Origin of the sequence: Hamadaea sp. NPDC050747 (assembly GCF_040654195.1) — a bacterium.
In the GTDB taxonomy this organism is placed as follows: Bacteria; Actinomycetota; Actinomycetes; order Mycobacteriales; family Micromonosporaceae; genus Hamadaea.
The window spans coordinates 394312-420500 of sequence record NZ_JBFAHM010000006.1; the positions used below are offsets into that span (position 1 = coordinate 394312).

Annotated in this window: 25 protein-coding genes; 15 read left to right on the top strand and 10 right to left on the bottom strand. The window is 70.1% G+C overall.

Features of this window, described 5'->3' with window-relative positions:
• The first annotated feature begins 10 nt into the window (after nucleotides 1-10).
• From AB0H43_RS16805 to AB0H43_RS16820, 4 genes are read left to right on the top strand one after another with little or no spacing between them, the layout of a single operon-like run.
• Nucleotides 11-805: a hypothetical protein gene (locus AB0H43_RS16805; protein WP_360000246.1), complete on the top strand. Its 795-nt coding sequence runs from the start codon at nucleotides 11-13 to the stop codon at nucleotides 803-805.
• Entirely contained in the window at nucleotides 798-3005 is a 2208-nt protein-coding gene (locus tag AB0H43_RS16810) for a hypothetical protein (protein WP_360000247.1), read from the top strand. Before AB0H43_RS16805 ends, AB0H43_RS16810 begins: the two co-directional genes overlap by 8 nt.
• Complete coding sequence (locus AB0H43_RS16815; protein ID WP_360000248.1) at nucleotides 3002-3787, top strand: hypothetical protein; 786 nt, start codon at nucleotides 3002-3004, stop codon at nucleotides 3785-3787. Before AB0H43_RS16810 ends, AB0H43_RS16815 begins: the two co-directional genes overlap by 4 nt.
• Nucleotides 3788-3843: 56 nt before the next feature.
• Nucleotides 3844-4095, top strand: a complete 252-nt coding sequence (locus AB0H43_RS16820) for a hypothetical protein (protein ID WP_360000249.1) — start codon at nucleotides 3844-3846, stop codon at nucleotides 4093-4095.
• 97 nt (nucleotides 4096-4192) lie between these two features.
• On the opposite strand, the gene AB0H43_RS16825 is transcribed toward AB0H43_RS16820, so the two are convergent.
• Nucleotides 4193-5260 carry an oxidoreductase gene (locus AB0H43_RS16825; RefSeq protein ID WP_360000250.1) on the bottom strand — a complete coding sequence of 356 codons (1068 nt, stop codon included), beginning with the start codon at nucleotides 5258-5260 and terminating at the stop codon, nucleotides 4193-4195.
• An 83-nt stretch (nucleotides 5261-5343) separates the two neighbouring features.
• Between AB0H43_RS16825 and AB0H43_RS16830 the strand changes: the two genes are divergently transcribed.
• Nucleotides 5344-5859: a hypothetical protein gene (locus tag AB0H43_RS16830; protein ID WP_360000251.1), complete on the top strand. Its 516-nt coding sequence runs from the start codon at nucleotides 5344-5346 to the stop codon at nucleotides 5857-5859.
• Between the two features lie 108 nt (nucleotides 5860-5967).
• On the opposite strand, the gene AB0H43_RS16835 is transcribed toward AB0H43_RS16830, so the two are convergent.
• Entirely contained in the window at nucleotides 5968-6699 is a 732-nt protein-coding gene (locus tag AB0H43_RS16835) for an SAM-dependent methyltransferase (protein ID WP_360000252.1), read from the bottom strand.
• A gap of 76 nt (nucleotides 6700-6775) precedes the next feature.
• Here AB0H43_RS16835 and AB0H43_RS16840 point away from each other — a divergent pair, with 76 nt between their 5' ends.
• Nucleotides 6776-7339 (top strand): hypothetical protein, encoded by a 564-nt coding sequence (locus AB0H43_RS16840; protein ID WP_360000253.1) that lies wholly within the window; start codon nucleotides 6776-6778, stop codon nucleotides 7337-7339.
• A gap of 43 nt (nucleotides 7340-7382) precedes the next feature.
• Nucleotides 7383-8627, top strand: a complete 1245-nt coding sequence (locus AB0H43_RS16845) for an MFS transporter (protein WP_360000254.1) — start codon at nucleotides 7383-7385, stop codon at nucleotides 8625-8627.
• Nucleotides 8628-8690: 63 nt separating this feature from the next.
• Here AB0H43_RS16845 and AB0H43_RS16850 read toward each other — a convergent pair whose 3' ends face one another.
• Together AB0H43_RS16850 and AB0H43_RS16855 are read right to left on the bottom strand one after the other, a co-directional pair.
• Nucleotides 8691-10070 carry a glycosyl hydrolase family 18 protein gene (locus tag AB0H43_RS16850; protein ID WP_360000255.1) on the bottom strand — a complete coding sequence of 460 codons (1380 nt, stop codon included), beginning with the start codon at nucleotides 10068-10070 and terminating at the stop codon, nucleotides 8691-8693.
• A gap of 175 nt (nucleotides 10071-10245) precedes the next feature.
• Nucleotides 10246-11874, bottom strand: coding sequence for a DivIVA domain-containing protein (locus tag AB0H43_RS16855; RefSeq protein ID WP_360000256.1), 1629 nt, complete (start codon nucleotides 11872-11874; stop codon nucleotides 10246-10248).
• 218 nt (nucleotides 11875-12092) lie between these two features.
• Between AB0H43_RS16855 and AB0H43_RS16860 the strand changes: the two genes are divergently transcribed.
• Nucleotides 12093-13235, top strand: a complete 1143-nt coding sequence (locus AB0H43_RS16860; protein ID WP_360000257.1) for a hypothetical protein — start codon at nucleotides 12093-12095, stop codon at nucleotides 13233-13235.
• Here AB0H43_RS16860 and AB0H43_RS16865 read toward each other — a convergent pair.
• The 3 genes from AB0H43_RS16865 to AB0H43_RS16875 are packed head-to-tail and all read right to left on the bottom strand — an operon-like array spanning nucleotide 13210 to nucleotide 15211.
• Nucleotides 13210-14142: a hypothetical protein gene (locus AB0H43_RS16865; protein ID WP_360000258.1), complete on the bottom strand. Its 933-nt coding sequence runs from the start codon at nucleotides 14140-14142 to the stop codon at nucleotides 13210-13212. The two genes, AB0H43_RS16860 and AB0H43_RS16865, sit on opposite strands and share 26 nt — an antisense overlap.
• On the bottom strand, nucleotides 14139-14588 hold the full coding sequence (locus AB0H43_RS16870; RefSeq protein WP_360000259.1) for an oxidoreductase: 450 nt from the start codon (nucleotides 14586-14588) through the stop codon (nucleotides 14139-14141). Before AB0H43_RS16870 ends, AB0H43_RS16865 begins: the two co-directional genes overlap by 4 nt.
• An 8-nt stretch (nucleotides 14589-14596) precedes the next feature.
• On the bottom strand, nucleotides 14597-15211 hold the full coding sequence (locus AB0H43_RS16875; RefSeq protein ID WP_360000260.1) for a dihydrofolate reductase family protein: 615 nt from the start codon (nucleotides 15209-15211) through the stop codon (nucleotides 14597-14599).
• 91 nt (nucleotides 15212-15302) lie between these two features.
• Between AB0H43_RS16875 and AB0H43_RS16880 the strand changes: the two genes are divergently transcribed.
• On the top strand, nucleotides 15303-15836 hold the full coding sequence (locus AB0H43_RS16880) for a DUF308 domain-containing protein (protein WP_360000261.1): 534 nt from the start codon (nucleotides 15303-15305) through the stop codon (nucleotides 15834-15836).
• 128 nt (nucleotides 15837-15964) lie between these two features.
• Here the strand turns inward: AB0H43_RS16880 and AB0H43_RS16885 are convergent, their stop codons facing one another.
• Nucleotides 15965-17497, bottom strand: coding sequence for an MFS transporter (locus AB0H43_RS16885; protein ID WP_360000262.1), 1533 nt, complete (start codon nucleotides 17495-17497; stop codon nucleotides 15965-15967).
• 54 nt (nucleotides 17498-17551) lie between these two features.
• Here AB0H43_RS16885 and AB0H43_RS16890 point away from each other — a divergent pair, with 54 nt between their 5' ends.
• From AB0H43_RS16890 to lexA, 4 genes are all read left to right on the top strand, one after another.
• Nucleotides 17552-18271: a TetR/AcrR family transcriptional regulator C-terminal domain-containing protein gene (locus tag AB0H43_RS16890; RefSeq protein WP_360000263.1), complete on the top strand. Its 720-nt coding sequence runs from the start codon at nucleotides 17552-17554 to the stop codon at nucleotides 18269-18271.
• 64 nt (nucleotides 18272-18335) lie between these two features.
• On the top strand, nucleotides 18336-19052 hold the full coding sequence (locus tag AB0H43_RS16895) for a Clp protease N-terminal domain-containing protein (RefSeq protein ID WP_360000366.1): 717 nt from the start codon (nucleotides 18336-18338) through the stop codon (nucleotides 19050-19052).
• A gap of 130 nt (nucleotides 19053-19182) precedes the next feature.
• Nucleotides 19183-20121, top strand: a complete 939-nt coding sequence (locus tag AB0H43_RS16900; protein WP_360000264.1) for a 5,10-methylenetetrahydrofolate reductase — start codon at nucleotides 19183-19185, stop codon at nucleotides 20119-20121.
• Between the two features lie 62 nt (nucleotides 20122-20183).
• Nucleotides 20184-20831, top strand: a complete 648-nt coding sequence (gene lexA, locus AB0H43_RS16905; RefSeq protein WP_360000265.1) for a transcriptional repressor LexA — start codon at nucleotides 20184-20186, stop codon at nucleotides 20829-20831.
• 82 nt (nucleotides 20832-20913) lie between these two features.
• Here lexA and AB0H43_RS16910 read toward each other — a convergent pair whose 3' ends face one another.
• Together AB0H43_RS16910 and AB0H43_RS16915 are read right to left on the bottom strand one after the other, a co-directional pair.
• Nucleotides 20914-23310 carry an FtsX-like permease family protein gene (locus AB0H43_RS16910; RefSeq protein ID WP_360000266.1) on the bottom strand — a complete coding sequence of 799 codons (2397 nt, stop codon included), beginning with the start codon at nucleotides 23308-23310 and terminating at the stop codon, nucleotides 20914-20916.
• Nucleotides 23307-24038: an ABC transporter ATP-binding protein gene (locus AB0H43_RS16915; protein ID WP_360000267.1), complete on the bottom strand. Its 732-nt coding sequence runs from the start codon at nucleotides 24036-24038 to the stop codon at nucleotides 23307-23309. The genes AB0H43_RS16910 and AB0H43_RS16915 overlap by 4 nt, the downstream gene beginning before the upstream one ends.
• 168 nt (nucleotides 24039-24206) lie before the next feature.
• On the opposite strand from AB0H43_RS16915, the gene AB0H43_RS16920 reads away from it, so the two are divergent.
• Together AB0H43_RS16920 and AB0H43_RS16925 are read left to right on the top strand one after the other, a co-directional pair.
• Nucleotides 24207-25514 carry a histidine kinase gene (locus tag AB0H43_RS16920; protein ID WP_360000268.1) on the top strand — a complete coding sequence of 436 codons (1308 nt, stop codon included), beginning with the start codon at nucleotides 24207-24209 and terminating at the stop codon, nucleotides 25512-25514.
• Complete coding sequence (locus AB0H43_RS16925; protein ID WP_360000269.1) at nucleotides 25511-26188, top strand: response regulator transcription factor; 678 nt, start codon at nucleotides 25511-25513, stop codon at nucleotides 26186-26188. Before AB0H43_RS16920 ends, AB0H43_RS16925 begins: the two co-directional genes overlap by 4 nt.
• Nucleotide 26189: the final 1 nt, after the last annotated feature.

The following is a 26189-nucleotide window of genomic DNA, read 5'->3' on the forward strand; positions in this document are numbered from 1 at the left end:
GGCCGCCCCAGTGTTCGACGAACTCCGCGCCGATCGACGCCTGCTGATCGCCGCCGATATGGAAAGCTATAGCAGCCGCGACAACGTCCTCCAGTATCGAGCCCAACGCGGCTTCCACGACGTCATGAACGCCGCGGCCCGCCGGCTGGGTCTCGACCGGCTCCAATGGGTCACTCAACAAAACGGCGACGGCGAACTCGCGATCCTGCCCGAAGGCACCGACGAGACGCGCATCGTCACGACCTTGCCACCAGTCGTCGACCGACTGCTCCGTGATTACAACCGCGGGCTCGCCGCCGAGGCTCGCGTCCGGCTTCGTATCGCCCTCCACGAGGGGCTGGTTCATCTGGACGGCGCCAACGGCTTTCCCGGCGAGGCGATCGTGACCGTCTGCCGGCTCGTCGACTCCTCCGCCGCCAAGCGGGCGCTCAAGGTCTTTCCGAACGCCAACGTCGCCCTCATCGTCTCGGACCGGATCTACCGGGACGTCGTCCGTCACTATCACGACCTCCGCCCGGAGCGTTTCCAGCGCGTCACCGCCCAGGTCACAGGCAAGAATTTCGGCGAGCCCGCCTGGATCTACGTGCCCGACGAGGACGCCACGAAGGTCTCTCTCGACGACTCGCAGCCGATCGCCGCGCCTCGCGAACACGACGCTGGCACGAGGCCGACCGGTCAGCGTGACACGCAGGCCACGTATGGCCGCATCACCACGCACGGACCGGCCGCCTTCGGCAACGGGAATATAGTCGCCGGTCACATCGGCCAGGTGTCGCCGGAATGGCATGGCCGTGGCCATGACTGAAACCGCCGTCGCCCCGCCTGCCGAGGTCATTCCCGCACCTGCTGCGACAGGTGCCGGTCCTAAGAAGACGACGACGCCCGCCGCCGACGAAGCGGTCGCCGCCCCCGAACCCCAACCCGTCGCCGCTGAACAGGACGACCGGCAAGCCGAGGAAAAACTTGACGAGTGGCGGCACACCATCCCGCCGGACTCCCTGCGGCTTCGCGCCTCCCTCGGGGCCGAGCTCTACGGCGTCGAGTACCACGACATCGGAACGTACGGCCCCGCCGCCTTCGGCAATCACAACATCGTCACGGAGCATTTCCACGAAGCGGCTCGACCGATCCCGCCCCACGTCGGCGTCCTGCAGCAGGCCGGCGCCCTCCTGCGTACGCACACCGCGACGCCAAGCGACGGGACGCTGATGGAGAAGCTCGAGCAACGTCATGCCGTCTGCCTCACCGGCTCAGCAGGCACCGGACGCTTCACCAGCGCGGTGGCCGCCCTGGCGCAGCTGCACGGACCGGAGGAGGTCTACGAGATCCATCTTCTGGCCGGTTACGGAATATCGGCTCTGGAGCACCACGATGACGTGTTCGTCGAGAGCGGCGGGCACATCCTGCGCGTCGACCACGTCGCGCCGAACGAGGTACTCGGATTCTTGAGCAGCGCGGCCGCAAAGCGGAAGGCTCGCGTAATACTCATCCAGGAGGCCGATCCGCGAACAGGCGAAGCCAACGGCGGGGAGGTGCGCCACACCGGGCCTGATCCGTTGGCGGTCTTCCGGAGCCATTTGAAGACACTTCTCCGTCCACTCGCGGACGAACCAGGCCTGTCTCCCGACCCAAGCTGGGTCGTCGCCTATGTAAACCAGGTGTGCGCCGCCGAGGAGCTATGCCAATCCGTCAACCGTGCTCGGCGGCCGAAGGAGATCGTCGCCATCGCCGCCGCGATCGCGAAGCAGCGGCCCGATCCGTCGGACCTGACCGGTGTCCTGTCCTCCTCCCAGCCGCGCCGCCGGGACCTCGCCCAGCAGGTGCTCGCCTGCCCGCAGCGACCCGGAATCCTGCATCCACCGCGGCTGAACCAACACGAGCGCGCCTTCCGCATCGCGTACACGGTCTTCTACTCGCAGGCGGTTAATTACGTCTTCGAGGCGACCGGATGGCTCCTGGAGGAGATGGACGAGGCGTCCGCCCGGACCGGGTGGAACCGACCCGTCCTGGAACACGCGGTCGCCGACTTGCTCGGTGGAACGCTCGCGAAGGACTGGCTTGAGGAGAGCGCGGCCACCACCGATTCGGGCAGCCGGGTGGCGGTGTTGCGCGATCCCGGCCTTCGGGGCGCCGTGCTCGATGTCGCCTGGCACGAGTTCGACAACGCCCGGCCAGCCCTCTTGAACTGGCTGAACCGCCTGGCGTCCGACGATGACGAGGTGATGCAACGAGCGGCCGCGGAGATCGCGGGCCTGCTCGCCCACTTCGACTTCGACCTCGTCTTCACCCGGCTGGTCGACGTCTGGGCCGGCGCGTCCCGAATCTCGATCCGGCAGGTCGCGGCCTGGGCCGCGGCGACGGCGATGCTGGGCGGCCACGCAGGCAATCGGGTCCTGCGCCGGGTACGCGACTGGTCGCAGGGAACGTTGGCCCGCCAGCACGACACCGCAGCACGCCTCTACGCGAGCGGCATGCGCCAGCCGGCCCTCGCGTGGACCCTCAGCGATCTCCGACACATAGCTTCCGACAAGGTACAGCGCGGAGGCTGGGTGATCGCCGAGGCGCTGAACCAACTCTTCGACTATGCCGACGCCGCGGTTCTTCTCCAGGAGCTGGCCCGCTGGAGCCGCGACCGCTCCAGTCCGCTACTTGCGAACCACGCCGCACGGGCGATGCTGGCGGCGGCCGACCGGGCCGATGTCGCTCAACCCTCCACCCCCTATTTGCTGGGTCTGCTGGCCGGGGGCGACGTGCCCGACGACGATATCGCCGCGCTATGGCGGATCGCGCTGCTCGATCCTGCACTGGCCGGACGGGGATGGGTCACGTTGGCACGGTGGATTCGGGCCGCTGACGTGACGCCAGGGCTTCGCCTACCCATCCAGCGGCTGCTTCGGGGGTACGCCGACGATCCGGTAATGCGGCGTCGGCTCGCCTTCTACCGCGACCGAATCGGCCTCAGCGGCGCGGGCTGGATCGACGCAATGACAGGAGTCGTCAGATGAGTACTGCCACCTCTCCCCTACAGCGGTTGGGCCAACGCGTCGCCGCCTACTTCCGACTGCCCCCCGAGCCGCCGCCCGCCGTGCCGCCCCGACGTTCTCATGTTCGCCTGCGGCTCACTCCCCCGCTCGTCGTCGCCGCCCACGGACACGTCTTCACCTTTCAGATCAACGCCTCGTTCGTCTGGACCGGTGAGGGCGTCTTCCGCGAGGATCTGGAGAGCCTGGCCCAGAGCTCCATGGGATTCGCCCGGCAGGAACTGCAGCGGATCGCAGCAGACGTCGCCCGGACGCGCGAGCCACACGAGGCCCGGGAACTCGAGATCGAACTCACCCGAGTCGCCGCGGCACACGGCCGATGGACGTTTACGCGGAACGGCACGACGTACCGTTGCCGACCGTACATCCGGGTCGACCTCGACGATCGCGTGCGAGAGCAACTGTTGCCGGTGTGGGAACGTCAGGTCCGGCTGCAGGCCGAACATGAGGTCGAGCTCCGCCGGGCCCGGCTTGCCGAAGAGCGCAGCGTCGTCTGGCTCGAAGTGCTGGAACGTCTGGCTGGTCACCCCCTGGCGGCAGCGGCCACGCGGCTGACCGAAGGCGAGCTGGCCGACGTGGTCGACACGGTGATGACGGAGCAAAAAGAGGCTGTCGACCGGTTGACCGCGCTCCTGGACACCCTGCGCAACACGTCCGACCTCGGTGCCTACGAGCGGGCCGAAACTCTCGACATCCTGGTCGAACAGCTGCGTACCCGCGTCGCCGGCCGCCGCCGAGCCGAGTGACCAGGCGAGGCCGGCGAGGGTTTCGTGCCCGCCCCCTTCCGGGTACGCCCGGTGTCATGACCGAAGAGCAGACGACCGAGGTCGTCCCGACGCGCGGCGACGGGCATGACGAGATCCTGGCGCTGGACACCAATGGGGACGGCAAGCCGGACTTGTGGGCGATCGATACCGACGGCGACGGCAAGCCGGACCTGTTCCAGTCTGATGTGGATGGTGATGGCCAGGTCGAGGTCACCATGGTGGACCTCGATCAGGACGGCACGATGGACATCAAGGTCGACGGCGACGGGGGCCACCCGCCGATGTGACTCGCCTTCGCATGATCGTCGCGTCAGCCATGCTGTTTCAACGGACAATTCTCCGCCCGAAACAGCATGGCTGACGCAATGATCAGCGCGGAAGGCGTCAGCTCAATGCGAGGCGGGCGATCCGGCCGTCGGCTCCGGACGCCCAGCAGGCGCCGTCGTTCGTGCACTGCACGCCGTGCAGGCTGCCGGTCTCGAACCGGTGCCAGGTACGGCCGCCGTCCCAGGTGATGTCGCTGCCGGTCGGGCCGACCGCGATCGCGACGCCGGGCACCTTGGTCCAGGCCACGCCGGATCGATACTCCCCGGGTACGCCGTCGGCCGCGACCCAGGTCCGCCCGCCGTCCGCGGTCCACGCCGCACCGTTGGGCGCCGAGTCCGGGGCGGCGTAGTCGCCGCCGACCGCGATCCCGTGACGCGAGTCGCGGAAGGCCACCGAGTAGATGCCCGCACTGGCGCCGCTGGGGATCGGCGAGTCGGTGACCGTCCAGGTGCGACCGCGGTCGGCGGACCGGAAGACGCGGGAGGTCGCGCCGCCGCCTGTGGCGAACCAGGCGTCCCGGCCGGAGGTGCTGACGATGCAGGTGCCGCTCGCGGCGAACGCGAACTCACCCGCGAGCGCGGCCGGCATGCCGTCGCCCGGCACGATCGACCAGCTGCGGCCGCCGTCGTCAGTGGACAGCAGCCGGAAGCGCCCGTCGACCGGGTCGGACAGGGCCAGCCCGTGCCGGTGGTCGAAGAACGTCAGGCAGTCGTAGAACGCCGCCGGTTCGGCGTTGCGGAAGCTCTCGGTCCAGCTCGCCCCGCCGTCGGCCGTGGTGTAGATGCGGGAGTCGGTGCCCTCGCCGATCGACAGGATGACGGCATGGTCGGCGTCGAACGCCTGGATGTCACGGAACTGCAGCTCGGCGGTGTCCGGCGGGCCGACGTGCTGCCAGGTGCGACCGCCGTCCACCGTACGCAGGACTTCGCCGCCGCTGCCGCTGGCCCAGGCGATCCGGCGGCTGACCGGGGACAGCCCCCGGAGGCTGGAGGTGGAATCGGTCGCGAAATCCTGCCAACTCGGCTGCGGCCGCTGCCGCCCGGACGCGTACGCGGAGCCGGGGGCCAGGGAGGTGGTGAGGGTGGCCACCGCCACGAGGGAAACGATCGTCGTCAGACGTCTCATGAACGCCGAACCTACCGCCGGTGATCGAATCCCGCGACCGTCACGGGCCACCACGTCGGCACAAGATCTCTTAGGATGCCCGGATGCCTTACGTAGCCCGCTTACGCGCGGCGTTGCCCGCCGTCCTCGGCAAGTTTGTCGGGCTCTCCATCGGTCTCTGGATTCTGTCGGCGCTCATGCCGGGCTCGTCCGCCCTGGTCTTCGCCGTGCTCAACGTTCTGCTGCTGCTTTTCCTGGCTGGGCTTTCGTCCCACGTCATCCTCAGCGCCGTGTTCCGCGTACCCGCGGTCCGGATCGACCGGGACGGCATCCGGTTCCCGCTCATCGGCGTGGCCCTCCCGTGGGAGGACGTCGATGAGATCGACGACCAGACGCGGACCTCCGACGGCTCGGATCTCACCGTCCTCCGAGTAATCCCGGTCGACGACGACGCGGTGCTGCGGCAGATGCACTTCTGGCTGCGGCGGCAGGGCCAGGCGAACCTCGACCGTTACGGTACGCCGATCGTCTTCGTCGGCGAGGCCTTCGACCAGCCACTCCACCACGTCGTGTACGCCGCTCAGCATGAGCTCAAGCAGTCCCGCGCGCAGGCCGGCTGACGATGTGGCACTCCGCTCGTCCTTCAGGGCGAGTCGCTGGACCGGCCGCTCGACGAGATCGCGGCCGGACTCCGGGCCTACCTCGCGGCGCAGAGGAGCACGGCGTGATCAGATCGGTTTGATTGCGACGCCGCCCCAGAATGCGTCCGGGACCTGCTCCGGTTCCCCGTCCGGCCGCCACTTCGCCACCGGGACGACGCCGTCGATGCGCCAGTCGCCGAGGAGGCGGCCGAAGGCGGCGGGATCACGCATGTGGAATCCGGGGCCCATCATGGCCAGCGCCTCCGGGTACGCCGTCAGCTCCAGCCCGTCGAAGTCGATGATGAGGAAGCTGGCCGGTTCGACTTGGGCGTACAGCTGACGGAGGGCGCTGGACAGCTGGTCGTCGTCGAGGAAGGCGGCCAGGCCGAGGAAGACCACGCCGACCGGCCGGGTGCCCCACCCCGGCAGGTACGCCGAAGGGTCGAACCCGCTCAGCGCGGTGGCGTCGGCCTCGACGTAGTGCGCGTTGTCTTCCAGGGCGAGCAGCGCCGACCCGTGCGCGACGATCTTCGGATCGGCGTCGGTGTAGAGGACGTGCGCCTCCGGGGCGAGCTGGTGGACGTTGCCCTGGCTCGGGATGCCGGCGCCGAACACCAGGAAGTCGGTGATCCTCTGGTCGGCGACGAACCGCACAGTCCGGCCCATGAAGGCGCGCAGCGACCGGAAGATCGCCGCGCACGGCCCGTACGCCTGCTCGAACGCCTCCGCGGCGGCGATGTCCACCGGAAAGTGGTCGTATCCGCCGAGCCAGAAGTCGATCATGCGAGCGGTGCTGGGCGTCGATGGCTGCACGGTCATAGAGGCAACGTACCCGGCTCGCGCAATTCATGGTGATGCTCACGCGTGGGCCGGCGTACGGCGCACAATGGTAAGAATGTCGACGCCCGAGGAACCGGAGACCCGCTTCGTCGGCGCTGCCCGGGTGCCGTCCCGGGCGGTGGAGCCGGTGACCGCCGTGCCGTCCCCGGCGGGCCGGCCGCCGAAGCCCAATCGGGCGATGTGGTTCGCCGGGGCGGGTGCGGTCGCCGTCATCGTGCTGTCGATCGGCGTACTGGTGGGCTATGCGCTGCGCCCGGCGCCCGTGGACGGCCCGCCGACGGTCACGAAGACGGCGGCGTCGCCGAAACCGCCGCCCCGTGACTCCCCGAAGACGGTGACCCAGCGGTATCTGGACGCGGTCGTCGCCGGAGACAAGGCGACGAGCGAGAAAGACCTCTGTGGTCTCCTTCGCGGTGCGCCGCAGAATCAGACGGACCTCTCGCAGTATCACGTCAACGACCTGGTCACGCTGGAGGCTCAGGAAGGCCGGGTCGACGGCAAGCGCGCCACCGTCCAGGTCAAGGTAGCGGTGCCGATCCTGGGCTCGACCACGTTCACCGTGGACCTCGTCGACGAGCAGGGCGCGTGGAAGGTGTGCGGCTTCGGCGCAGGTCAGTGACGGTGGGGTTGATCATGTCGTGCCGGAGGCGCAAGATGGCGCAATGTCCGAGACGACGGGGGTCAAGCCGCCCAGCCTGTGGCGGAACAAAGCGTTCACGCTCCTGTGGAGCAGTCAGGCGTTGTCCGATCTGGGCAGCTCGATGTCGCAACTGGCGATGCCCCTGCTCACCCTGGCCATCACCGGTTCACCGATTCAGGCCGGCATCGTCGGCACCGCCTCGGCCGCCGTCCGGCTCCTCTGCCAGCTACCCGCCGGTGTCGTGACGGATCGCTTCGACCGTAAACGCCTCATGCTCGTCTCCGACGCGGTACGGCTTTGTGCGTACACGTTGTTGGCCGTGCTGGTGCTGCTGGACCGGGTGTCGCTGGCGTGGATCATGGCGGTCACGATGATCGCGACGGTTTTCCACGTGGCCCACGAGAACGCGCAGTTCGGCGCGGTCCGCAACGTGGTGCCGCTGGACCGCGTGACGGAGGCGACCGCGCGGAACGAGGCTCGCGGCGCCGCGGTTTCCCTGGTCGGGCCGCCGATCGGCGGCGCGCTCTTCGGCTTCGCCCGCGCGCTGCCCTTCTTCGCCGACGCGGTGTCCTACCTGTTGTCGTTCATCGGCGTGGCGCTGATCCGGCAACCCATGCAGCAGGAACGATCCGAACCACGCGAGCATCCGGTGAAGGAACTGGCCGAGGGCGTCAAGTTCACGCTGTCGGAACCGTTCCTGCGCGCTGTCCTGCTCATCGCCCCGCCGATCAACCTGGCGTTCAACGGCATGATCTTCGCGATGGTCGTGATCTTGCAGCAGCAGGGCACGCAGCCGGCGCTGATCGGCTTCGTAGAGACCTTCATCGGGGTCGGGCTGCTGGTGGGCGCGCTGATCGCGCCGCGGCTCTCCCAGCGGGTGCCGATGCGGCGGCTCATCACCGGGATCACCTGGCTGGGCGCCGCGCTGATGGCGAGCGCTGCGCTGCTGACCGGATCGATCCTCGTCGGCATCCCGGTGGCGCTGGCCATCATGCTCGGGCCGGCCTGCAACGCCGCGCTCTTCGGCTATCAGGCCGCGGTCACCCCGGACCGCCTGCAGGGCCGGGTCATGTCCGTGATCTTCCTGCTCGCCACCAGCCTGGCCAGCGTCTCCGCCCTGCTGGGCGGCTCGCTCGTGCACTGGGTGGGCGGTCCCGCCACGGTGCTGGTGTTCGCGGGGATCATGGTGATCGCGGCGGTCGCGGCCACGTTCAGCCAAGGGGTACGCGGCATGAAGCCGTTGTCGGAGCTGCAACCGGCGACCTGAGCTCACCGTTCGGGTGGGGATGGCGCGGCCCCGACGCGCCTGAGGGCCACGCCATCCCGGTCTTCAGGGCAGCTGCCACACCTGGTTGGCCGAGGCATAGCAGGTCCAGATCTGCAGCCGGGTGCCGTCGGCGGAGCTCGGCCCGGTCGCGTCCAGGCACTTGCCCGAGGCGGGGTTGACGAGCGTGCCGTTGGACTGGCCCTGCCAGACCTGGGCGCCGGTGCCGTTGCAGTCCCACAGCTGGATCTGCGTGCCGTTGGCGGTGCCCGCGCTCGTCACGTCCATGCACTTGCCGAGCGCCCGGATGGTGCCGTCGGAGCCGACCGTCCACTGTTGAGCGTTGGTGCCGTTGCAGGTCCAGAGCTGGATCGCGGTGCCGTTGGCGGTGCCCGCGCCGGAGACGTCCACGCACTTGCCGCCATAGCCGGTGATCCGACCGGTACGCCCGGTCGGCGGGGTCGTGGTGCCGCCTGCCGCGTCGAAGATCGCCGAGACGAGGGAGGTCGACCCGGTCGTGTCCTGGGACAGCTCCCAGTTCATGATGCCGCCGGCGTTGGCGACCGCCCACTGCGTCTTCCGCTTGATCGTCGGTATGCCGTTGTAGCACTGCTGAACGCCGCTGACGGTGGTGCAGTCGCGGTTGGCGTTGGCCGGGTCCATCGCCACGAGTTGGGCGTAGGTGTAGTAGCCGGGACGGCTGTAGAACGGCACACCGAGGACCGTCTTCGAGGCAGGCAGACCGCGCGACTTCCAGAAGTTCGCCGCGGCGATCGACCAGTCGTAGTTGGCGTGCGGGCTGCCCCCGTCGTACGCCATGATGTTCAGGAAGTCGACGTAGCCGAAGACGGCCGTCTCGACTCCGTAAGCCGTCGAGCCCTCCGACACGACCGCCGCCGTGAGCAGCTTGCCCCGGCTGTGCATCGCCGAACTGAGCTGCGCCATCAGCTGGGTGTAATTGGCGGCCGAGGCGCCGGGATCCGGGTACTCCCAGTCGATGTCGACGCCGTCGAGGGCGTACTGGTTGATGAGGTTGACGACGCTGTTGACGAAGGTCGTGCGGCCGGTCGCAGTTCCCGCCAGCGACTCGAACGCCGAATCGTTGCCGTCGTTCCAGCCGCCGATCGAGATCGACACCTTGACGCCGCTGGCGTGCGCCAGCGACACCAGCGACGACAGCTTCGAGGCGTTGTCGACCGCCCCCAGCGTGCCGTTCGAATTCGGCAGGACGAAGGCGTAGTTGATGTGCGTCAGCTTCGCGTACTGCACCGAGGTGACGCTGCCGGACCACGACGGCAGATAGCCGACGCTGCGGAACCCGGCGGGCAGCGCTGCCTGCGCGGGGGTGGCCGGACCTGTCGCCAGCGCGGTAGTGGCCAGCGCCGTCGTGACCACCGTCAGGGCGGCGGTGGCGCAGCGACGCCACCAGGGGACGGATGTGGGCATCGAGGAATCCCTTTCGCAGAGGGCCGGTGGGGGCCGGCGGTCTGAGCGAGAAGCCTCTAAATATTAGGAAACCTTAATTAAAGAATCAAGTTAAGCCTTGAAATAAGTCACTGCGCGGGATGGCGAAGCGGGCGCGCCCCCTCCGGGGACGCGCCCGCTGTTCTGTACTTTGGGACTATTCGGCGACGGCGTGCGGCTGCAATCCCCGCTGCGTCGGGATGAGCCGGCCCAGCTCGTCGCGGTCCGGGACCGCGTCGGCCGGCAGGTCGTCGTCGGCGAGCTCGGCGTCGACCGTCTCCTCCAGATCTTCGGCCTCGTCCACCAAGGCCTCGATGACGGCGGCGGACTCCCGGAGATCGGAGAGTTCGTCGGCGCGGGCCGGGTCGTCACGGCGCGGCAGCTCCGGGCGGGCCGACCCCTCCGGCACCGCCGGAGCGGCGTCTGCGGCCTGCGCTTCGCCGGATCGCCGGCCTGCGGTGAAGCCGTCGAAGACGTCGCGGTCGAACAGCAGCCGTTCGCGCCCGTTGCGGTCGGGCGTCGCGGGGGCGTGCCCGTTGCGGTCGGCGAACAGGCTCGACTCCGGTACGCGCCGTTCCATCGCCCGCTGCTCGGCCCCGCCGGGGACGCGTACGTGCTCCTCGGAAACGGGAGCGACCATCGGCGACTCGGCCGTCGGCAGGTCGACCGGGGCGGCCGCGGCCGGGGCGTCGACGGTGGGCGGCGCGTCGACCGGGATCGTGGTGCCGTCGGGCCGCATCGCGACCATCTGGTACTCCCCCGTCTCGGCGCTCATCGCGGCGGCCGCCATGACCGCCTGCGCCGCCCGGTCGGCCATCCGCTTGGCCTCCCGCTGCAGCCGCGCCCGAACCTCCTCGGCGTGCCGCTCGGTGGCGTCCGCCTCGCGGCGGGCGTCGTTGAGCCGGTTCAGCTCAGCCGCCAGCTCCTGCTTCACCTCGACCAGGCGGCGCTGCAACTCGGTCAGCTCGTTGGCCGCCACCGAACCCTGCTGGCGCGCCTCCCCCAGGCGCTGCTGGGCGTTGTCCAGTGCGGCTTGGAGCTGGGCCAGGCCCTGCTGGCGTACCTCGATCTCCTGCTGCACGGCGGCGAGCTGCTGCTGGTGTGCGGCGTTCTGCTCGCCCGCCTTGCGACGCAGCTCGGAGGCGTATTGCTGGGCCTCGGCCTGCAACGCGGCGTTCTTCTGCTCGGCTTCGTTACGGAGCCTGGCCAGGTCGGCCTCATGCGCCGTACGCAGCTCGGTCAGCTCCTGCTGAGTCTGCGCCCGCGCGGCCTCGATCTCCTGCTGCAGTTCCTGCCGCGCCTGCTCGGCCTCTTCGAGGCTGTTCTCGCGGGTCTGCTGCGCGTCCTGCTCGGCCTGCTCGCGTGCGGCCTGGGCGTCGGACCGGATCTTGTCGGCCAGCTCCCGGGCGTCGGCCACCGTCTTGTCGGCCTCGGCCTGGTGATCGGTGGCGCGCTGGGCGGCGGCGGTCACGATCGCCTCGGCCTGCTTCTCGGCGAGCCCGATGATCTGGTCGACCATCGTGCCGAGGTGGCCGAACGACGCCCGCTCGAGCTGCTGCGGCCGCTGGTGCAGTTCCGACAGCTCGACCCGGGCCTGCTGCAGCTGGTTGTTCAGCCGCTGGACCTGGTCGAACGCCCGCTGCCGTTCGGTGGACAGCGTCGCGAGGTCGCCCGCCACCTGCTCGACGTAATAGTCGACCTGGCGCTTGTCGTACCCGCGCATGACCTGCGTGAACGACGGACGCGACGGCCCGTCGCCTCGGTACGGCTCCTCGTTCTGGGACATTACGCGCCACCCTCCCAACGGCCACGAGCCCGCCGCGGGGACGTCGGTGGGCTCGGCGACGGACTATACCGCCCGCCTGCGGTCGCGCAACGGTACCGCCGACCGGCGGGACGCCAGCACCCCCCACCCGGACATCATCTCGGCGACTTTCGCACCCGGCTGCCGGCCGCGGCAACGTGGCACACGCCGATCCGCGTACCCCTCGTAGGATGCCGGAGGTGCGCAGACTCGCCCTCCTCCTGTGCTTGTCCCTGGCCGGATGCGGCTCGGCCGAGCCGGCCGCGACCTGGGTGGACCCGACCGGCTCGCCGTCGGCCGGCGCGGTGACCACCGCGCCGTCAGCCGCCTCGCCGTCGCCGTCCAAGCCGGCTGTCGCGTTCCTCGCGGGCAATCCGAAGGGGACAGCGAAGGTTCCCGCTGAGGCAAGGGCGGTCGACACGAGCAAGCCCGACCGGGTCGTCGGCAACGGCACCGCGGCGAGCTGCACCTCCGAGGCGGTGGTCGCGGCGGTGACGAAAGGCGGCGTCATCACCTTCTCATGCGGTCCGGCGCCGGTCACGATCACCATGAAAAGCACCGCGAGGGTACGCAACACGAGCGCGAGGGTGGTGCTCGACGGCGGCGGCCTCGTGACCCTCAGCGGCGGCGGCAAACGCCGCATCCTCTACATGAACACCTGTGACAAGTCGCTGGTGTGGACGACCTCGCACTGCAACGACCAGGCGTCGCCGCACCTGACCCTGCAGAACCTGACCTTCGCCGACGGCAACTCCACCGGGGATGCCACCGAAGGCGGTGGTGGCGGGGCGATCTTCGTCCGGGGCGGCCGGGTCAAGGTGGTCAGCTCCCGGTTCCTCCGCAACAAGTGCGACAGCACCGGGCCGGATCTCGGCGGCGCGGCGTTGCGGGTGCTGGATCAGTACCAGGACAAGCCGGTCTACATCGTGAGCAGCACCTTCGGCGGCGCGTCCGGCCAGGGCGGCGTCTGCTCGAACGGTGGCGCCCTGAGCAGCATCGGCGTCTCCTGGGTGGTGCTCAACAGCGTGCTCACCCACAACCGCGCGATCGGCAAAGGCGCCAACCCCGCCCGCCCCGGTACGCCCGGCGGTGGCAGTGGCGGCGCGATCTACACCGACGGCGACCGGTTCACGGTGACCATCGCGGGCAGCATCGTGCAGGACAATCGGGCCGCCGAGGGCGGTGGAGCCGTCTTCTTCGTCAGCAACGACCGCACCGGGACGATGACGATCGAGAATTCGACGTTGCGCCGCAACTCCAGCGACGGTTTCGAGACCTATCCCGGGATCTTCTTCCTCGGCGCCCGGCCTCCGACGATCATCGGCCCGAAGCCCGCACGCTGACGTCGGTGAGCCCGCGGGCGGCCAGCCGGGCGTCGCGGTCGGCCTGCTGCAGACGCTTCCGGGCGGCCTGAACCGCTCGGTCGGCGTCGGCCCGTTCCTCGTACGCCGCGTCGAGCCGCTGTTTGAGATCGTCCACTGTGGCACGTGCTGCGCGGAGGGCGGCTTCAGCGTCGGCGAGGTCGGCCTCGGCCTGCTTCCGGGCCGCCTCGGCCGCCTCCCGCAGCCGCTGCTCCTCCTTGCTCGCCTTCCGCTGCGCCGCGGCCGCCTCCCGATCGGCGGCCTCCCGCCGAGCCTCCGAGGCGGCGGACCCTCGTCTGCTTCGTGACGTGCCGTCGGCCGGTTCGCCCTTACCACTTCCGCGTTCACCCCTAGAGATCGCGCGTTCGCCGGTGGCGGCTGTGCGTTCGCCAGCGGGGGCGGTGCGTTCACCGGTGGGGGCTGCGCCGAGCAGGCTCGTGAAGCCGATCCGGGACAGTCCTTCGGCGAGATGCCCGGCCAGCAGCTCCTCGGCGGCGGCCGGGTCGGCCAACGCCGACCGCAGGGTCTGCTCCAGTCCGCGTTCGGTCGCGTCGGTCACCGGACGGTCGGAGAGTTCGCGCGCTTGGCGTACGAGGTCGGCGACGACTTCGTGTTGACGCGTGGACAACCGGCGCAGTCGCTCGCCGTCGAGCTGAGCGGTGGCCGCCCGCAACTCGTCCCCGAGGTCGACGAGCTGCTCGACCGCCTCCCGGCGCTGCCGGACGAGCTGGTTGGCCAGCCAGGCGACCGCGTTCGGCTTGCGTAGCCTCGCTATCCGGGCGGCCAGCAGCTTGTCGCCGGCCGCCTTCGCCTCGCGGGCCGCGGCGTCGCGGGCGGCGGTGAACTCGGCCTGCGGCAGGCCGTAGAGGTCGTCGGCCGGATCGGTCACGCCTGCGGACCGTCCCAGGACCAGTGCGGCATGGGCGAGTCGGCCGGTGCCGTCGCCTCCCGGCTCATGTGGTTCATGACGTCGTCGACGGCCCATCGCATGTACGCCGCCAGCGCCCCCCGGAACTCCGGATCGTCCGGCAGTCCGGCGTCGTCCATCGCCTGCACGAAACACTCGTAGAAACGCTCCCCCATCTCGGTGGGAGCCTCGTTGCCGCAATGGATGCCGAGCATCTGGACGTGCCCGCCGAGCGGAGTGAACTCCGCCGGACCACCGAGGACCTCCGCCCAGTACGCCGCCAGCCGCTCGACGTGCTGCGGATGGCCGGGATGGGAGAAGGGGTGGTTGAGCAGGGGATCGTCCAGACACCGCTGATGGTGGGCGGCGGCCAGGGCCAGGAAGGCGGGGCCGCCGCCGGCGTACTCGAAGAGGGAGGGCCGGGCCATGCCTGCGACTATTCCACTCCGAAGGTGCCGTAGGTGGGATCTCCGGCAAGGTCAAATACCTGCAACGCCACCCCGCTCGGGGTCGCTCGCGATTCCCGCAGGTGGAACGCGGTCGGCGTACGCCCCTCGCCGAAAAGGCGCCGGCCTGAGCCGAGCACGACCGGGCAGACGACCAGCCGGAGGGTGTCCACCAGCCGCGCGTCGATCAACGAAGCCCCGAGTACGCCGCTGCCGTGAATCTGCAGCTCCTTGCCGGGCTGCTCCTTGAGCTTGGCGACTTCGGCGACCGGATCGCCGCTCAGGATCCGGCTGTTGTTCCAGTCCACGCCGGTGAGCGTGTGCGACACGACGTACTTAGGCAGGTGGTTGAGCCCCTGCGAGATCGGGTCGGGCTGGTCGGCCATCTTCGGCCAGTACGCCGCGAAGATGTCGTAGGTCTTCCGGCCGAGCACGAAGCCCTCGGCGTCGGAGAACACAGCGTCCATGAAGGCGTCCACCTCTTCGTCGAAGTACGGCTGGAACCAGCCGCCCTGGGTGAACCCGCCGCCGGTGTCCTCCTCGGGACCGCCGGGCCCCTGGTAGACGCCGTCCAAGGTGATGAAGGTGGTCATCGTGAGTCTCATACCCGTCAGACTCGCACCGGCGGCCGAACTCATCGGCCGCTCGCGGAGAATTTCGCCCCGTCGCGACCGCTTCGCCCCGTACCGTCGATCTATGACGTTGACGCAGGTGGGCGGCTGGCGCAGCGCCACCCCGGCCGGCGCGATCACCTCGATCGTCCTCGGCCTGGTGCTGCTGGTGTGGCCCGGCCAGACGCTGGAGGTCTTCGGCTGGCTGCTGGCGATCGCGCTGTTCCTGATCGGGCTCGCCCGGATCCTCAGCGGGATCACCGGGCACCGCGCCGGGCAGGCACGGGTGTGGCGCATCGTCACGGGGCTGATCTACCTCGTCGCCGGGGTGGTCGTCGCGGCCAACCTGCCGGGCTCGATCCGCACGATCGTGGTCCTCGTCGGCATCGGCTGGATCGTCGCGGGCATCGTCGAGATCGTCGCGGCGTTCCAGAACCCGCCCGGCGAACGATCCGTCGCGGTCGTCATCGGCCTGATGAACGCGGTGTTCGGCCTGATCCTGCTCATCTTCCCCGAACCCAGCCTCGTCTTCCTCGTCTGGATCGCGGCGATCTGGCTCATCCTGACCGGCGTCCTTCAGCTCGCCTTCGCGTGGTGGGTGGCCCGCTCCGCCCCGTGACGTCGAAGTCGATCAGGCCGTCACGGAATCGATCACGGACGCTGGGACACGACACGCCGGTCGATCATGGCCGAAAGTTCATGATCGACCGGCGAGTTCATGATCGACCGGCGAAAGCAGGGCGGCGGTTAAGGGGCGGTGCTTTCGGCGTACTCGATGGGCTGCGGGGTGGGCGCGGCCGGGCGGAGCTTGGGCAGCAGCACGGCCGCGAGCACAGCGGCGGCCAGCGAGAATCCGACGGCGGCCCAGGAGCCGAGCGACATGGCCTTGATGAACGCGTCGCGGGCGAGGGTCGCGAGCCCGGCGTCGCCGAGCGAGAGCGCCCCGGCGAGTGATTCGCGTGCCACGGCCGGCGCCTCGTCGGGCATCCGCGAGGTGTAGACCCCGGCGAGGACGCTGCCGAGGACCGCGACCGACAGCGCCATGCCGACCTGCTGGACGGTGTCGTTGAGGGCGGAGCCGACTCCGGCGTGCTGTTGCGGGACGGCCCCGAGAAGCGTCGCGTACGCCGCCGGTCCGGCGAGGCCGCCGCCGACGCCCATGATCATGAGGCCGGTGATGAGCGCGCCGTAGCTGCTGGACGCGTCGAGGAAGGCGATGACCACGAAGCCGACGGAGATGACGACGAGCCCGACCATGATGAGCATCTTGTTGCTGACCTTCTGACCGAGGGCCGCCCCGACCGCGTTGAACAGCGCGGCGGCGACCGCATAGGGCAGCAGAGCCAGGCCGGCCTTGATCGGCGTGTAGTCGTGCACGAGCTGGAGGTACTGCGTGAGCATCAGCAGCAGCGCGCCGGTGCCGAAGGAGAGCAGCACGATCGAGAAGCTCGCGCCGCTGAACCGGCGGTCGCGGAACAGCTCCAGCGGCAGCATCGGCGCGGCGCTACGGGTCTCCCAGAGTACGAACGCACCGAGTCCCAGCACCGCGAGGACGATCGCGATCAGCACGTTCCCGGCGGACCAGCCGTCGACCGGCCCGGCGATGATGGCGTACACGAGGGCGGACATGCCCACTGTGGACAGCGCCACGCCGGCCGGGTCCAGTTTGCGGGCCGGGCCACGCGACTCCGGCATCAGCAGCACCGCGGCGAGGATCGCGACCGCGGCGACGGGCACGTTCAGCAGGAAGATCGAGCCCCACCAGTAGTGGTCGAGGAGGAAACCGCCGACCGTTGGGCCGGCGATGACCCCGAGCATCGCGACCGCACTCCAGGCGGCGAAGGCCTTGCGGCGTTCCTGCTCGTCGAAGACCGTGATGAGAATCGAGAGCGTGCTCGGCATCAGCAGGGCCCCACCGACTCCCATCAGCGCGCGTACGCCGATGAGCTGCCACGGCTCGGTGACGATCACGGCCAGCGTCGACGCGCCGCCGAAGAGGGCCAGTCCGATCAGCAGCAGCTTGCGGCGGCCGAAGCGGTCGGACAACGAACCCGAGGTCAGCAGCAACCCGGCGAAGACCAGGATGTACGCGTCCAGCACCCACTGGATGTCGGACGGAGTGGCCTTCAAATCGGTCATCAGCGCCGGGATGGCGAGGTTGAGCACGGTGTTGTCGACGACCAGGACCAGCAGGCTGAGGCAGAGAACCGCCAGGATCCACCAGCGCCGCGGGTCTCGGTCCGTCGATGCCGCCGTCTCTCGTACAGTGTTCGAGTCCATTCGCACACTGTACGACAGACTCGCACAGTGTGCGATACCACTTATGCTTGGACCATGCAGACTCCGGTGACCTCGGTGTGGACGCGCGAGAAGCGGTCGGCCAAGTCCTCGAACCTCGACCGCGCGCAGATCGTCCGGGAGACCCTCGCCCTGCTGGACGAGGAGGGGCTCGACGCGTTGAGCATGCGGCGGCTGGCCGCCCGGCTCGGCTCCGGCGCGACCAGTCTCTACTGGCACGTCGCGAACAAGGAGGAGCTGCTCGAACTCGTGCTCGACGAGGTCTACGGCGAATTCACCCTGCCGGTCGGCGACGAGGTTCGGTGGCGCGACGTCGTGCAGCGATACGCGTACTCGATGCGGGACACGCTCATCCGGCACCCGTGGGCGGTCCCCCTCATCGGGACCCGTCCCGCCATCGGGCCGAACGCGCTGCGCACGATGAGCCGCGTCACCAGCACCCTCACCGAGGCCGGGTTCGTCCGGATGAACATCGACTTCGCCTGGGCCGCGATCTTCTCCTACGTGCTCGGCACCGTCACCAGCGAGGTCGCGTACCGGGCGATGGTCGCGAAGTCCGGCGGGGACGCCCAGGCGCTGCAGCTCAAGATGCGGCCGCTGCTTGTCGAGGCCGCTACCGACCACCCCGAACTGATCGAGCGCTACGACTCCTACGAGGACGAGGACCCCGCCGTGGCGCGGGCGCTCAGCTTCGACTTCGGCCTGGCCAGCCTGCTCGACGGGCTGACGATCCGGCTGGAACGCCAGGAGCGTTGACACTCTGCCGCTTGGGGGTACAGTGGGGTTATAACCCCAACCTAACCCCAGAGGAGCGGTCGTGATGCCGAAGATCAACGTCTACCTCTCGGACGAGCTGGCCGACGCGGTGAAGCAGGCCAACCTGCCGATCTCCGCGATCTGCCAGCGTGCCCTGGAGCAGGCGGTCCGGCGGGTCACCGCCATGCACGAGTCGCTGCACGACGAGGTGAACCTGGAGGCCAACGTGCAGTTCAGCCGGTTCACCAAGCGGGCACAGACGATCGTCTCGCTCGCCGTCGACGACGCCCGCGCCGACAACCGCCCGGCCACCACCGCCGACCTGCTCGCCGCCATGGTCGACGAGAACGAAAATCTCGCGCTGCGCGTCCTGCGGTCGATGGACATCGAGCCGGAGGAGCTGAAGGCGGCTCTGGCCGCCCGGCACGCGCAACCGGCCGAACCGTCCGACCAGCACTACGAGGAGGCCCTCAAGGAGGCGCTCCGGCTCGCGGTCACCGAGGCCATGTCCCTCGGGCACAACTACGTCGGCTCCGAACACCTGCTGCTCGGCCTGATCGCCGAGCCCGCCGGGTCCGCCGGGCACCAGCTGCGCAGCGCCGGGGCCGACCTGCGCCTGACCCGTCGCGCGGTCGCGGCCGTGCTGGCCGGCTGGGCCGCGCGCAACGAGACCGCGGCCACCCCCACGGCCGACGTGGTCACCGCGTTGACCTCGGCGGTACGCGAACAGCTGCAGCCGATCACGGAACGCCTCGACCGCCTCGAACAGCGCCTCGCCTAGCGCCCCGCTCCGGCCCCCTGCCGACCGCCTGATCATCGCGCCGGCCATGCGGTTTCCGGCGGCGAAATGCCGGATTCCACATCGTGGAGGGTGCGATGATCATGGCTGTCCCGCGCGATAGGGTCGGCGGATGCAGGGTGACCTTTCCCGTCCGCCACTGCCGGATCTCCTGGCCGGCGGCCGAGGCGGCGCGCTGCTGTTCGGCATCACTCCGCCCCGGAGCAGCGCCACCCCCGACCAGATACGCGAGATCGCCGCCGTGACGACTGCCCGGCTGGCCGCGCTCGACGTCGACGGGCTGGTCCTCTACGACATCGACGACGAGAGCGACCGCAACCCGGCCGAGCGGCCGTTTCCGTACCTGCCGACGATGGATCCGGCCGCGTTCCACGCCGACCACCTGACGGGCTGGGACCGGCCGGTCGTCATCTACCGGTGCGTCGGCAAGTACGCCGAGGACGAGTTGCGCGGCTGGCTGGCCCAGGCCGATCCGCGGCGCGTACTCGGAGTGTTCGTGGGCGCCTCCTCGAGCCGGAAGGCCGTCCGCACCGGACTGCCGCAGGCGCAAAAGCTCCGCCAGGAGGTCCGGCCGGATCTCCTGCTCGGCGGGGTCGCCATCACCGAGCGCTACGTCGGCGGCCGGGACGAGCACCGGCGCATGCTGACCAAGCAGGCCGACGGGTGCACGTTCTTCATCTCACAGGTCGTGTATGACGTGGACTCGACCAAGAGCATGGTCTCCGACTACTTCTACGCCTGCGCCGAGCAGGGCGTCGCACCCCGGCCGCTGCTGTTCACGCTGTCGGTCTGCGGTTCGCTGAAGACCCTGGCCTTCCTCAAATGGCTGGGCGTCGGCATCCCCCGCTGGCTGGAGAACTCGCTACGGCATACGGCCGATCCGCTGGCCGAGTCCTACCGGCACTGCGTGGCCGCGGCACGGGAGCTGAGCGAGTTCTGCCGCGGGCTCGGCATGCCGTACGGGTTCAATGTGGAGAGCGTGTCGATCCGCAAGGTGGAGATCGAGGCGTCCGTCGCCCTCGCCGCCGAAGTGCGTACCCTCCTGCCCTGAGCCGGCCGCCTCGACCGGCGCGCCCCCACCCGCCCGGCGGGCGGATACGCCATGATCACGGGGTGGTTCTGGCGGAAGACATCGACACCTCGATCCTCACCCCGCGGCAGCGCGGCATTCTCGGCGTGATCCGCGACTGGGTGGTCCGGCACGGCTACCCGCCGACCGCGCGGGAGATCGCCGACCGCGTCGGGCTCAGCTCGACGTCGTCGGTGGCCAAGCACCTGCGCGATCTGGAGGAGCGCGGTTATCTGCGGCGGGGCCGGGCGGCCACCCGGCCGGTCGACGTCCGTATGTTCCTGCAGCCCACCGCCGCGGACGCGCCCGACGCGTCGCCGCCCGCGATGGTGCCGCTGCTCGGCGCGATCGCGGCGGGCGGTCCGATCCTGGCCGAGGAACACCCCGAGGAGATCCTCGCGCTGCCGCGCGAGCTGGTGGGCCGGGGCACGCTCTTCTGCCTCCGGGTCCGCGGCGAGTCCATGATCGACGCGGCGATCTGCGATGGGGACATCGTGGTGGTACGCCAGCAGCCGGACGCCTACAGCGGAGACATCGTCGCCGCGATGATCGACGGCGAGGCGACCGTGAAGGTCTATCGCAAACGGGGCGGCCACGTCCTGCTGGAACCCCGGAATCCGGCATACGAAGTCATCGACGGCGACGGCGCGGTCATCCTCGGCAAGGTCGTCTCCGTCATGCGCCGGGTCTGATCCCTCACGATCATTGCGCCGGCCATGCGGTTTCGGCGGACATTTCGCCGCGCGAAGCAGCATGGCCGGCGCAATGATCACCTCACTCCGTACGCAGAGCGGTCGCCGTCCGGATCCGCGCGGCCCACCCGGCGGGCAGCAGTGCGCCGACGATCGCGATGACGAGGCCGCCCAACGCCAGCAGGCCGATCAACCAGGGTTGATAGACGTCGACGAGCGCCGGAGGGAGGCGTACGCCGGCGCTGTCGCCCATCGCCGGAACCATCACGCCGTGCAACGCGATTCCGGCAGGCACTCCGGCGATACCGCCGACCACTCCGATCAGGACGACCGACGCGAGCACCACCGTGACCGCCTGCTTCGGGGTCATCCCGATCGCCTTGTGCACCCCGAGTTCGCGTACGCGTTCCCGTGTCTGGAGGACGACCGCGTTGAGCACGCCGAGCGCCGCCACCGCCACGAGCATCACGGTCAGCAGCCCGGTCAGGGCGTTGAGGGCGGCGAGGGTGCTGCTGTTGCCGCCCGGGTTGACGTTGGCGTGCAGGCCGAACGAGGTCAGCGCGGTCTCCAGCTTGTTCGCGTACGCGGTCGTGTCGGTCCCGCCGGTCAGGCCGACGTAATACTCCGTGGGCGTCACCTGCGGCATGACCGCCGTGAGGGTGGCGAAGTCGGTGAACACCTGCATCCCGTTGTTCTGCGTCGAGAAGACCTCACCGACGACGCGTACGGGGATCTGGAAGGTGTTCACCGTCAACGTGATCGTGTCGCCGATCTTCGCCCCGGTCGCCGTCAGCATCGGCGTGGGCAGGATCGCCTCGCCCGCGCCCGCGTACCAGCGGCCTTCGGTCATCTCGAAGCCGGCCCAGCGCGGGTCGCCCCGGTACGCGAGCACGTCGACGTCGCCGGCGATGCCCGCGACGGTCGCCGGAGCGGTGAGGACCCCGTAGCTCGCCTTGGTCCCGGAGACTCCGTCGATCGCGGCGGTCACCGCGGCCGGATCGGGACCGCCCGCGTCGAACGGGCCGGGCGGCGGCCCCTGGTTGGTCGGCGGCGGACCGGACTGCTCTGCCCCGTCGGGCGGTCCCATCCGGAACGGCCCGACGAGGATCTGGGCCTTGTCGTGCGAGCGGGCCGTCTCGATCAGGGTGAGCGACGAGGTGAGGCCGATCGCGAGCGCGACCGACGCCGCTCCGAAGATCACCGTCGCGAGCATCGCCGTCATCCGGGCGGGCCGGGCGAACGGCTGGGCCAAGCCGAGGCTGACCGGGCGCGGCAGGGGCAGCCGGGCCGCGACCGAGGCGGCGAACCGGCCCCGGCCGGCGGCCGGCGCCCGCCCGACCGCGAGCGCGTCCACGGTACGCAGGCGCCCGGCCTTCGCCGCCGCGACCAGCGCCGTCAGCGTCACAATGGCGAGTGCCGCCACCACGACCATGACGTCCACCCAGGGCTGCACCACGGACGGAGCCGTCTCATAGACCTCGTCCGTCTCGGCGAGCACCGGGATGGCGAGCAGATTGCCCGCGACGACGCCCAGGACGATGCCGATCGTGGCGGGGATGAGCGCCTGCACCACGTACGCCCGGACGACCTGCGCCGGGGTGAAGCCGATCGCCTTCAGCACGCCGATCCGGAAGGTGGCCGCGCTCACGGCACCAGCGACCACGCCGCCGACGCTCAGCATCGCCATGACCAGTCCCAGCAGCCCGAAGGCGATCAGGAACGGCACGAACAGCGCGGCGGTGCGGTCGGAGGCCTCCTTGACGGTCAGCCAGGATTGGCTGCCCAGCATCGTGTCACTCGGTGCGGCCGCGACGATCGCCGCCTTGGCGTTGTCCATGTCGGACTGTGTGGCCGCCGCCGCGAACCGGTAGAGCATCTGGTGTCCGGGCTTGGCGTCGGCGGGGGTCAGCGAGGCGATCGCGGCTTGCAGCACCCACGCGTCGGCGGTCCGGCTGACCGAGCGGGCATGCCCCACGACGGTGAAGGCCGGCTTGCCGGGCAGCGACTCGAAGGTCAGCTTCGCGTCGAGGGGAACCTGCTCGGTCAGCACGATCTCCGTGGCCGAAGCGGGCCAGTGACCGTCGCTGAGCGACACCTTGTCGATGCCCGAGGCCGGCTGAGCCCGGCCGGCGATCGTCAGCGGTTGCAGCTCGAACCCGCCGCCACCACCGCCACCGTCCGGATTGAGCGTCGGGGTCTGGGTGACGACCTCAAAGGGTCCCGAGGTCTCGGCGACCCCGCTCGCGCTCGCCGTCGCCGCCGCCTGGGCCTGCGTCACCTTCGCCCCGTCGAAGAGGGCGCTGAGATGGGCGCCGTGCTGGTCGGCGAAGCCCCGGTCGAACGGCGCGGTCGACGCCACCAGCAGGGACCCGCCCAGCACCGCCGCCGCGACCGCCATGAAGGTGGCGAGCCCGATGACGACCGTCTGCACCCGGCGGCGGCTGACACCGGACCGCACGACCTTGCTCAGCCCGCTCACCGCACGGCTCCCGCGCGCGCGTCACCGTCGAACCGGCCGGTCCGTGGCCGGACGCTCGTTCCGGTGTCGGCGTCGATTCGCCCGTCGACCAGGCGCACCGTACGCGTCGCGCACGCGGCGGCCAGCATCTCGTCGTGCGTGACGAGGATCAGCGTCTGGCCTTCCCCGTTCAGCTCGATGAGCAGTTTGCGTACGTCCTCGCCGGAGGCGCTGTCGAGGGCGCCGGTCGGTTCGTCGGCCAGCAGCAGGGTCGGTTTGTTCATCAGCGCGCGGGCGACCGCGACCCGCTGCCGCTGGCCGCCGGACAGCCGACCCGGGTACGCCCCCGCGTGGCGGGCGATGCCGAGCGCGGTCAGCAGCGAGTCGGCCCGCTTGCGCGCCTCCGCCCGGCCCATCCCGGCCAGTTGGGCGGGCAGGACGACGTTGTCGGCGACGGTCAGGTCGTCGAGCAGGTTGAAGAACTGGAAGATCATGCCGACGTGCGCACGGCGATACCGAGCCGTGGCCGCTTCGCCCAATTTGTCCAGGCGGACGTCAGCGACGGACACCGTGCCCGCGTCCGGCCGGTCCAGCCCGGCGATCAGGTTGAGCATGGTCGACTTGCCGCTGCCGGACGGGCCGAGGATGGCGACCGCCTCCCCCGGTTCGACGGTGAGCGTCACATCGTCCAGCGCGGGCGGTCCCTGGTCGTACCGGCGGCTGACGCCGCGCAGGTCGATCACAGCCATGGGTGTGCTCCCTCTTAACGAGATCAAGTGACGTCACGGTAGGAACCGGACAGGCCGGGCCGCGTCAGCGCGCGGAGCGATATCGCGTACGCCGTTGGGCGGGGGTCATCCTCCCGGCGTAGTCCGCAGGCTGATGGCAGCGCCGCGACCAGCACGCATAATGGCCGCGTGGCGGAGACCGAGGACGAGCTGACGGAGCGGATCAAGTCCGCGCTGCGCCCGAGCGGGCCGGTTTGGCGGATGACGCTGCGCAACCAGCTCTTCGACATCGCGCTCGCGCTGCTCTGCGCCTTCGGCGGACTGGACTACGTCTTCGACAAGGCCGGCGACGAGACGATCGTGCCGCTGCCGGGCCCGGACGGCCCGGTGTTCGTGCACCGGGACGGCCCCAATCTCGGCGGTCTGATCTTCGTGACCTTGCTGGCCTGCGTCCTGATCAGCCAGCGCCGCCGGTTTCCGCTCGCCGTCCTCTGGGCGGTCGGGGCGTTGACCATCCCGGTCATCGACGACATCCCGCGCGTCTGCTACTACGGCTGTGTGATCGCGGCCTACGCCGCGGCGGCGTACAGCCGATATCGGCTGCCGACTCTGGTCAGCGTCGGCGTGCTCGCCTTGCTGACCTGGCGCTCGACCAGCAACGGCATGCCGTCCGTACCGGACCAGTACGTGGGGATCGTCGTGCTGGCGATGCTGGTGCTCGCCGGACTCGCCCTGCGGTTGTGGCGAGCGCAGAACACGGAGAACGCGCGCAAGCTCGCCGCCGCCGACGAGGAACGGGCCACCGCGCTGCGCCGGGCGGTCGAGTCGGAGCGGTCCCGGATCGCCCGGGAGCTGCACGACGTCGTCACCCACAACGTGAGCGTCATGGTGATCCAGGCCGGGGCGGCGCGGCGTACGCTCGACATCTCGCCCGAGCAGTCGCGGCAGGCGCTGCTGGCGGTCGAGGGCGCAGGGCGTACTGCGATGGCGGAGTTGCGGCACGTCATGGGGCTGCTGGCGCCGGCCTCGGGGATGCCGTCATCCGGCCCTTCGTCCTCACTCCCGGCTCGAGCGTTCGGGCCGGGCGAGGAGGCGCCCGACCTCGCCCCGCAACCCGGCCTCGACCAGCTGGAGACCTTGGTCGGCCGGGTCCGCGACACCGGGATGCCGGTCGCGCTCAGCGTCACCGGCACGCCGCGCGCTGTCGCCAGCGGGGAGGCGCTGGCGGCGTACCGGGTGGTGCAGGAGGCGCTGACCAATGCCGTGAAACACGCCTCGGGCGGAGCCGCCACGGTCTCCGTCCACTATGGAGAAGAGGAGCTCGGCATCGAGGTCACCGACACCGGCGGTCGCTCAACCGGGGACGGCGGCTCCGGCCGTGGGTTGCTCGGCCTCCGCGAACGTCTCGCGGTCTACGGCGGAACCCTGCGGACCGGTCCGCTGATCACCGGCGACGGATGGCGGGTCACCGCCGTCATACCCCTGGGTACGCCGTGAGCGCGCCCCGCGTCGTGATCGCCGACGATCAAGCCCTGGTACGCGCGGGGTTCCGGATGATCCTCGCCTCCGACGGAATCGAGGTCGTGGCCGAGGCGGTCAACGGCGTCGAGGCGGTCCAGGCCGTCCGGCGTACGCGCCCGGACGTGGTCCTGATGGACATCCGGATGCCGGAGATGGACGGCTTGGAGGCCACCCGCCGGATTCTGTCGGGCGACAGCCCGGAGCAGCCTCGGGTGGTGATCCTGACGACCTTCGACCTCGACCAGTACGTGTATGCCGCGCTGTCGGCCGGAGCCAGTGGCTTCCTCCTCAAGGACGTCACGCCGGAGCAATTGGTCGCCTCGGTACGCCTGGTCCGGGCGGGGGACGCGCTGCTCGCCCCGAGCATCACCCGCCGCCTCGTCGACCGGTTCGCCCGCCGCGATTCGCCGGCCTCCACGGCCCACCGGGATCTGGCCACGCTGACACCTCGGGAGCTGGAGGTGCTGACCCTGATCGCGCACGGCCACACGAACGCGGAGCTGGCCGCTCAGTTGCACCTGTCGGAGGCGACCGTGAAGACGCACGTCGCGCGCATTCTCGGCAAACTCGGTTTACGCGACCGCGTACAGGCCGTCATCCTCGCGTACGAGACGGGGATAGTCGGCCCCGGCCGGACCGAGAGCGAGTGAC

Excerpts from the sequence above, each read along its gene's own strand:
- AB0H43_RS16810 (WP_360000247.1), top strand. The coding sequence starts at position 798 with ATGACTGAAACCGCCGTCGCCCCGCCTGCCGAGGTCATTCCCGCACCT.
- AB0H43_RS16815 (WP_360000248.1), top strand. The coding sequence starts at position 3,002 with ATGAGTACTGCCACCTCTCCCCTACAGCGGTTGGGCCAACGCGTCGCC.
- AB0H43_RS16820 (WP_360000249.1), top strand. The coding sequence starts at position 3,844 with ATGACCGAAGAGCAGACGACCGAGGTCGTCCCGACGCGCGGCGACGGG.
- AB0H43_RS16825 (WP_360000250.1), bottom strand. The coding sequence starts at position 5,260 with ATGAGACGTCTGACGACGATCGTTTCCCTCGTGGCGGTGGCCACCCTC.
- AB0H43_RS16830 (WP_360000251.1), top strand. The coding sequence starts at position 5,344 with ATGCCTTACGTAGCCCGCTTACGCGCGGCGTTGCCCGCCGTCCTCGGC.
- AB0H43_RS16835 (WP_360000252.1), bottom strand. The coding sequence starts at position 6,699 with ATGACCGTGCAGCCATCGACGCCCAGCACCGCTCGCATGATCGACTTC.
- AB0H43_RS16840 (WP_360000253.1), top strand. The coding sequence starts at position 6,776 with ATGTCGACGCCCGAGGAACCGGAGACCCGCTTCGTCGGCGCTGCCCGG.
- AB0H43_RS16845 (WP_360000254.1), top strand. The coding sequence starts at position 7,383 with ATGTCCGAGACGACGGGGGTCAAGCCGCCCAGCCTGTGGCGGAACAAA.
- AB0H43_RS16850 (WP_360000255.1), bottom strand. The coding sequence starts at position 10,070 with ATGCCCACATCCGTCCCCTGGTGGCGTCGCTGCGCCACCGCCGCCCTG.
- AB0H43_RS16855 (WP_360000256.1), bottom strand. The coding sequence starts at position 11,874 with ATGTCCCAGAACGAGGAGCCGTACCGAGGCGACGGGCCGTCGCGTCCG.
- AB0H43_RS16870 (WP_360000259.1), bottom strand. The coding sequence starts at position 14,588 with ATGGCCCGGCCCTCCCTCTTCGAGTACGCCGGCGGCGGCCCCGCCTTC.
- AB0H43_RS16875 (WP_360000260.1), bottom strand. The coding sequence starts at position 15,211 with ATGAGACTCACGATGACCACCTTCATCACCTTGGACGGCGTCTACCAG.
- AB0H43_RS16880 (WP_360000261.1), top strand. The coding sequence starts at position 15,303 with ATGACGTTGACGCAGGTGGGCGGCTGGCGCAGCGCCACCCCGGCCGGC.
- AB0H43_RS16885 (WP_360000262.1), bottom strand. The coding sequence starts at position 17,497 with ATGGACTCGAACACTGTACGAGAGACGGCGGCATCGACGGACCGAGAC.
- AB0H43_RS16890 (WP_360000263.1), top strand. The coding sequence starts at position 17,552 with ATGCAGACTCCGGTGACCTCGGTGTGGACGCGCGAGAAGCGGTCGGCC.
- AB0H43_RS16895 (WP_360000366.1), top strand. The coding sequence starts at position 18,336 with ATGCCGAAGATCAACGTCTACCTCTCGGACGAGCTGGCCGACGCGGTG.
- AB0H43_RS16900 (WP_360000264.1), top strand. The coding sequence starts at position 19,183 with ATGCAGGGTGACCTTTCCCGTCCGCCACTGCCGGATCTCCTGGCCGGC.
- AB0H43_RS16915 (WP_360000267.1), bottom strand. The coding sequence starts at position 24,038 with ATGGCTGTGATCGACCTGCGCGGCGTCAGCCGCCGGTACGACCAGGGA.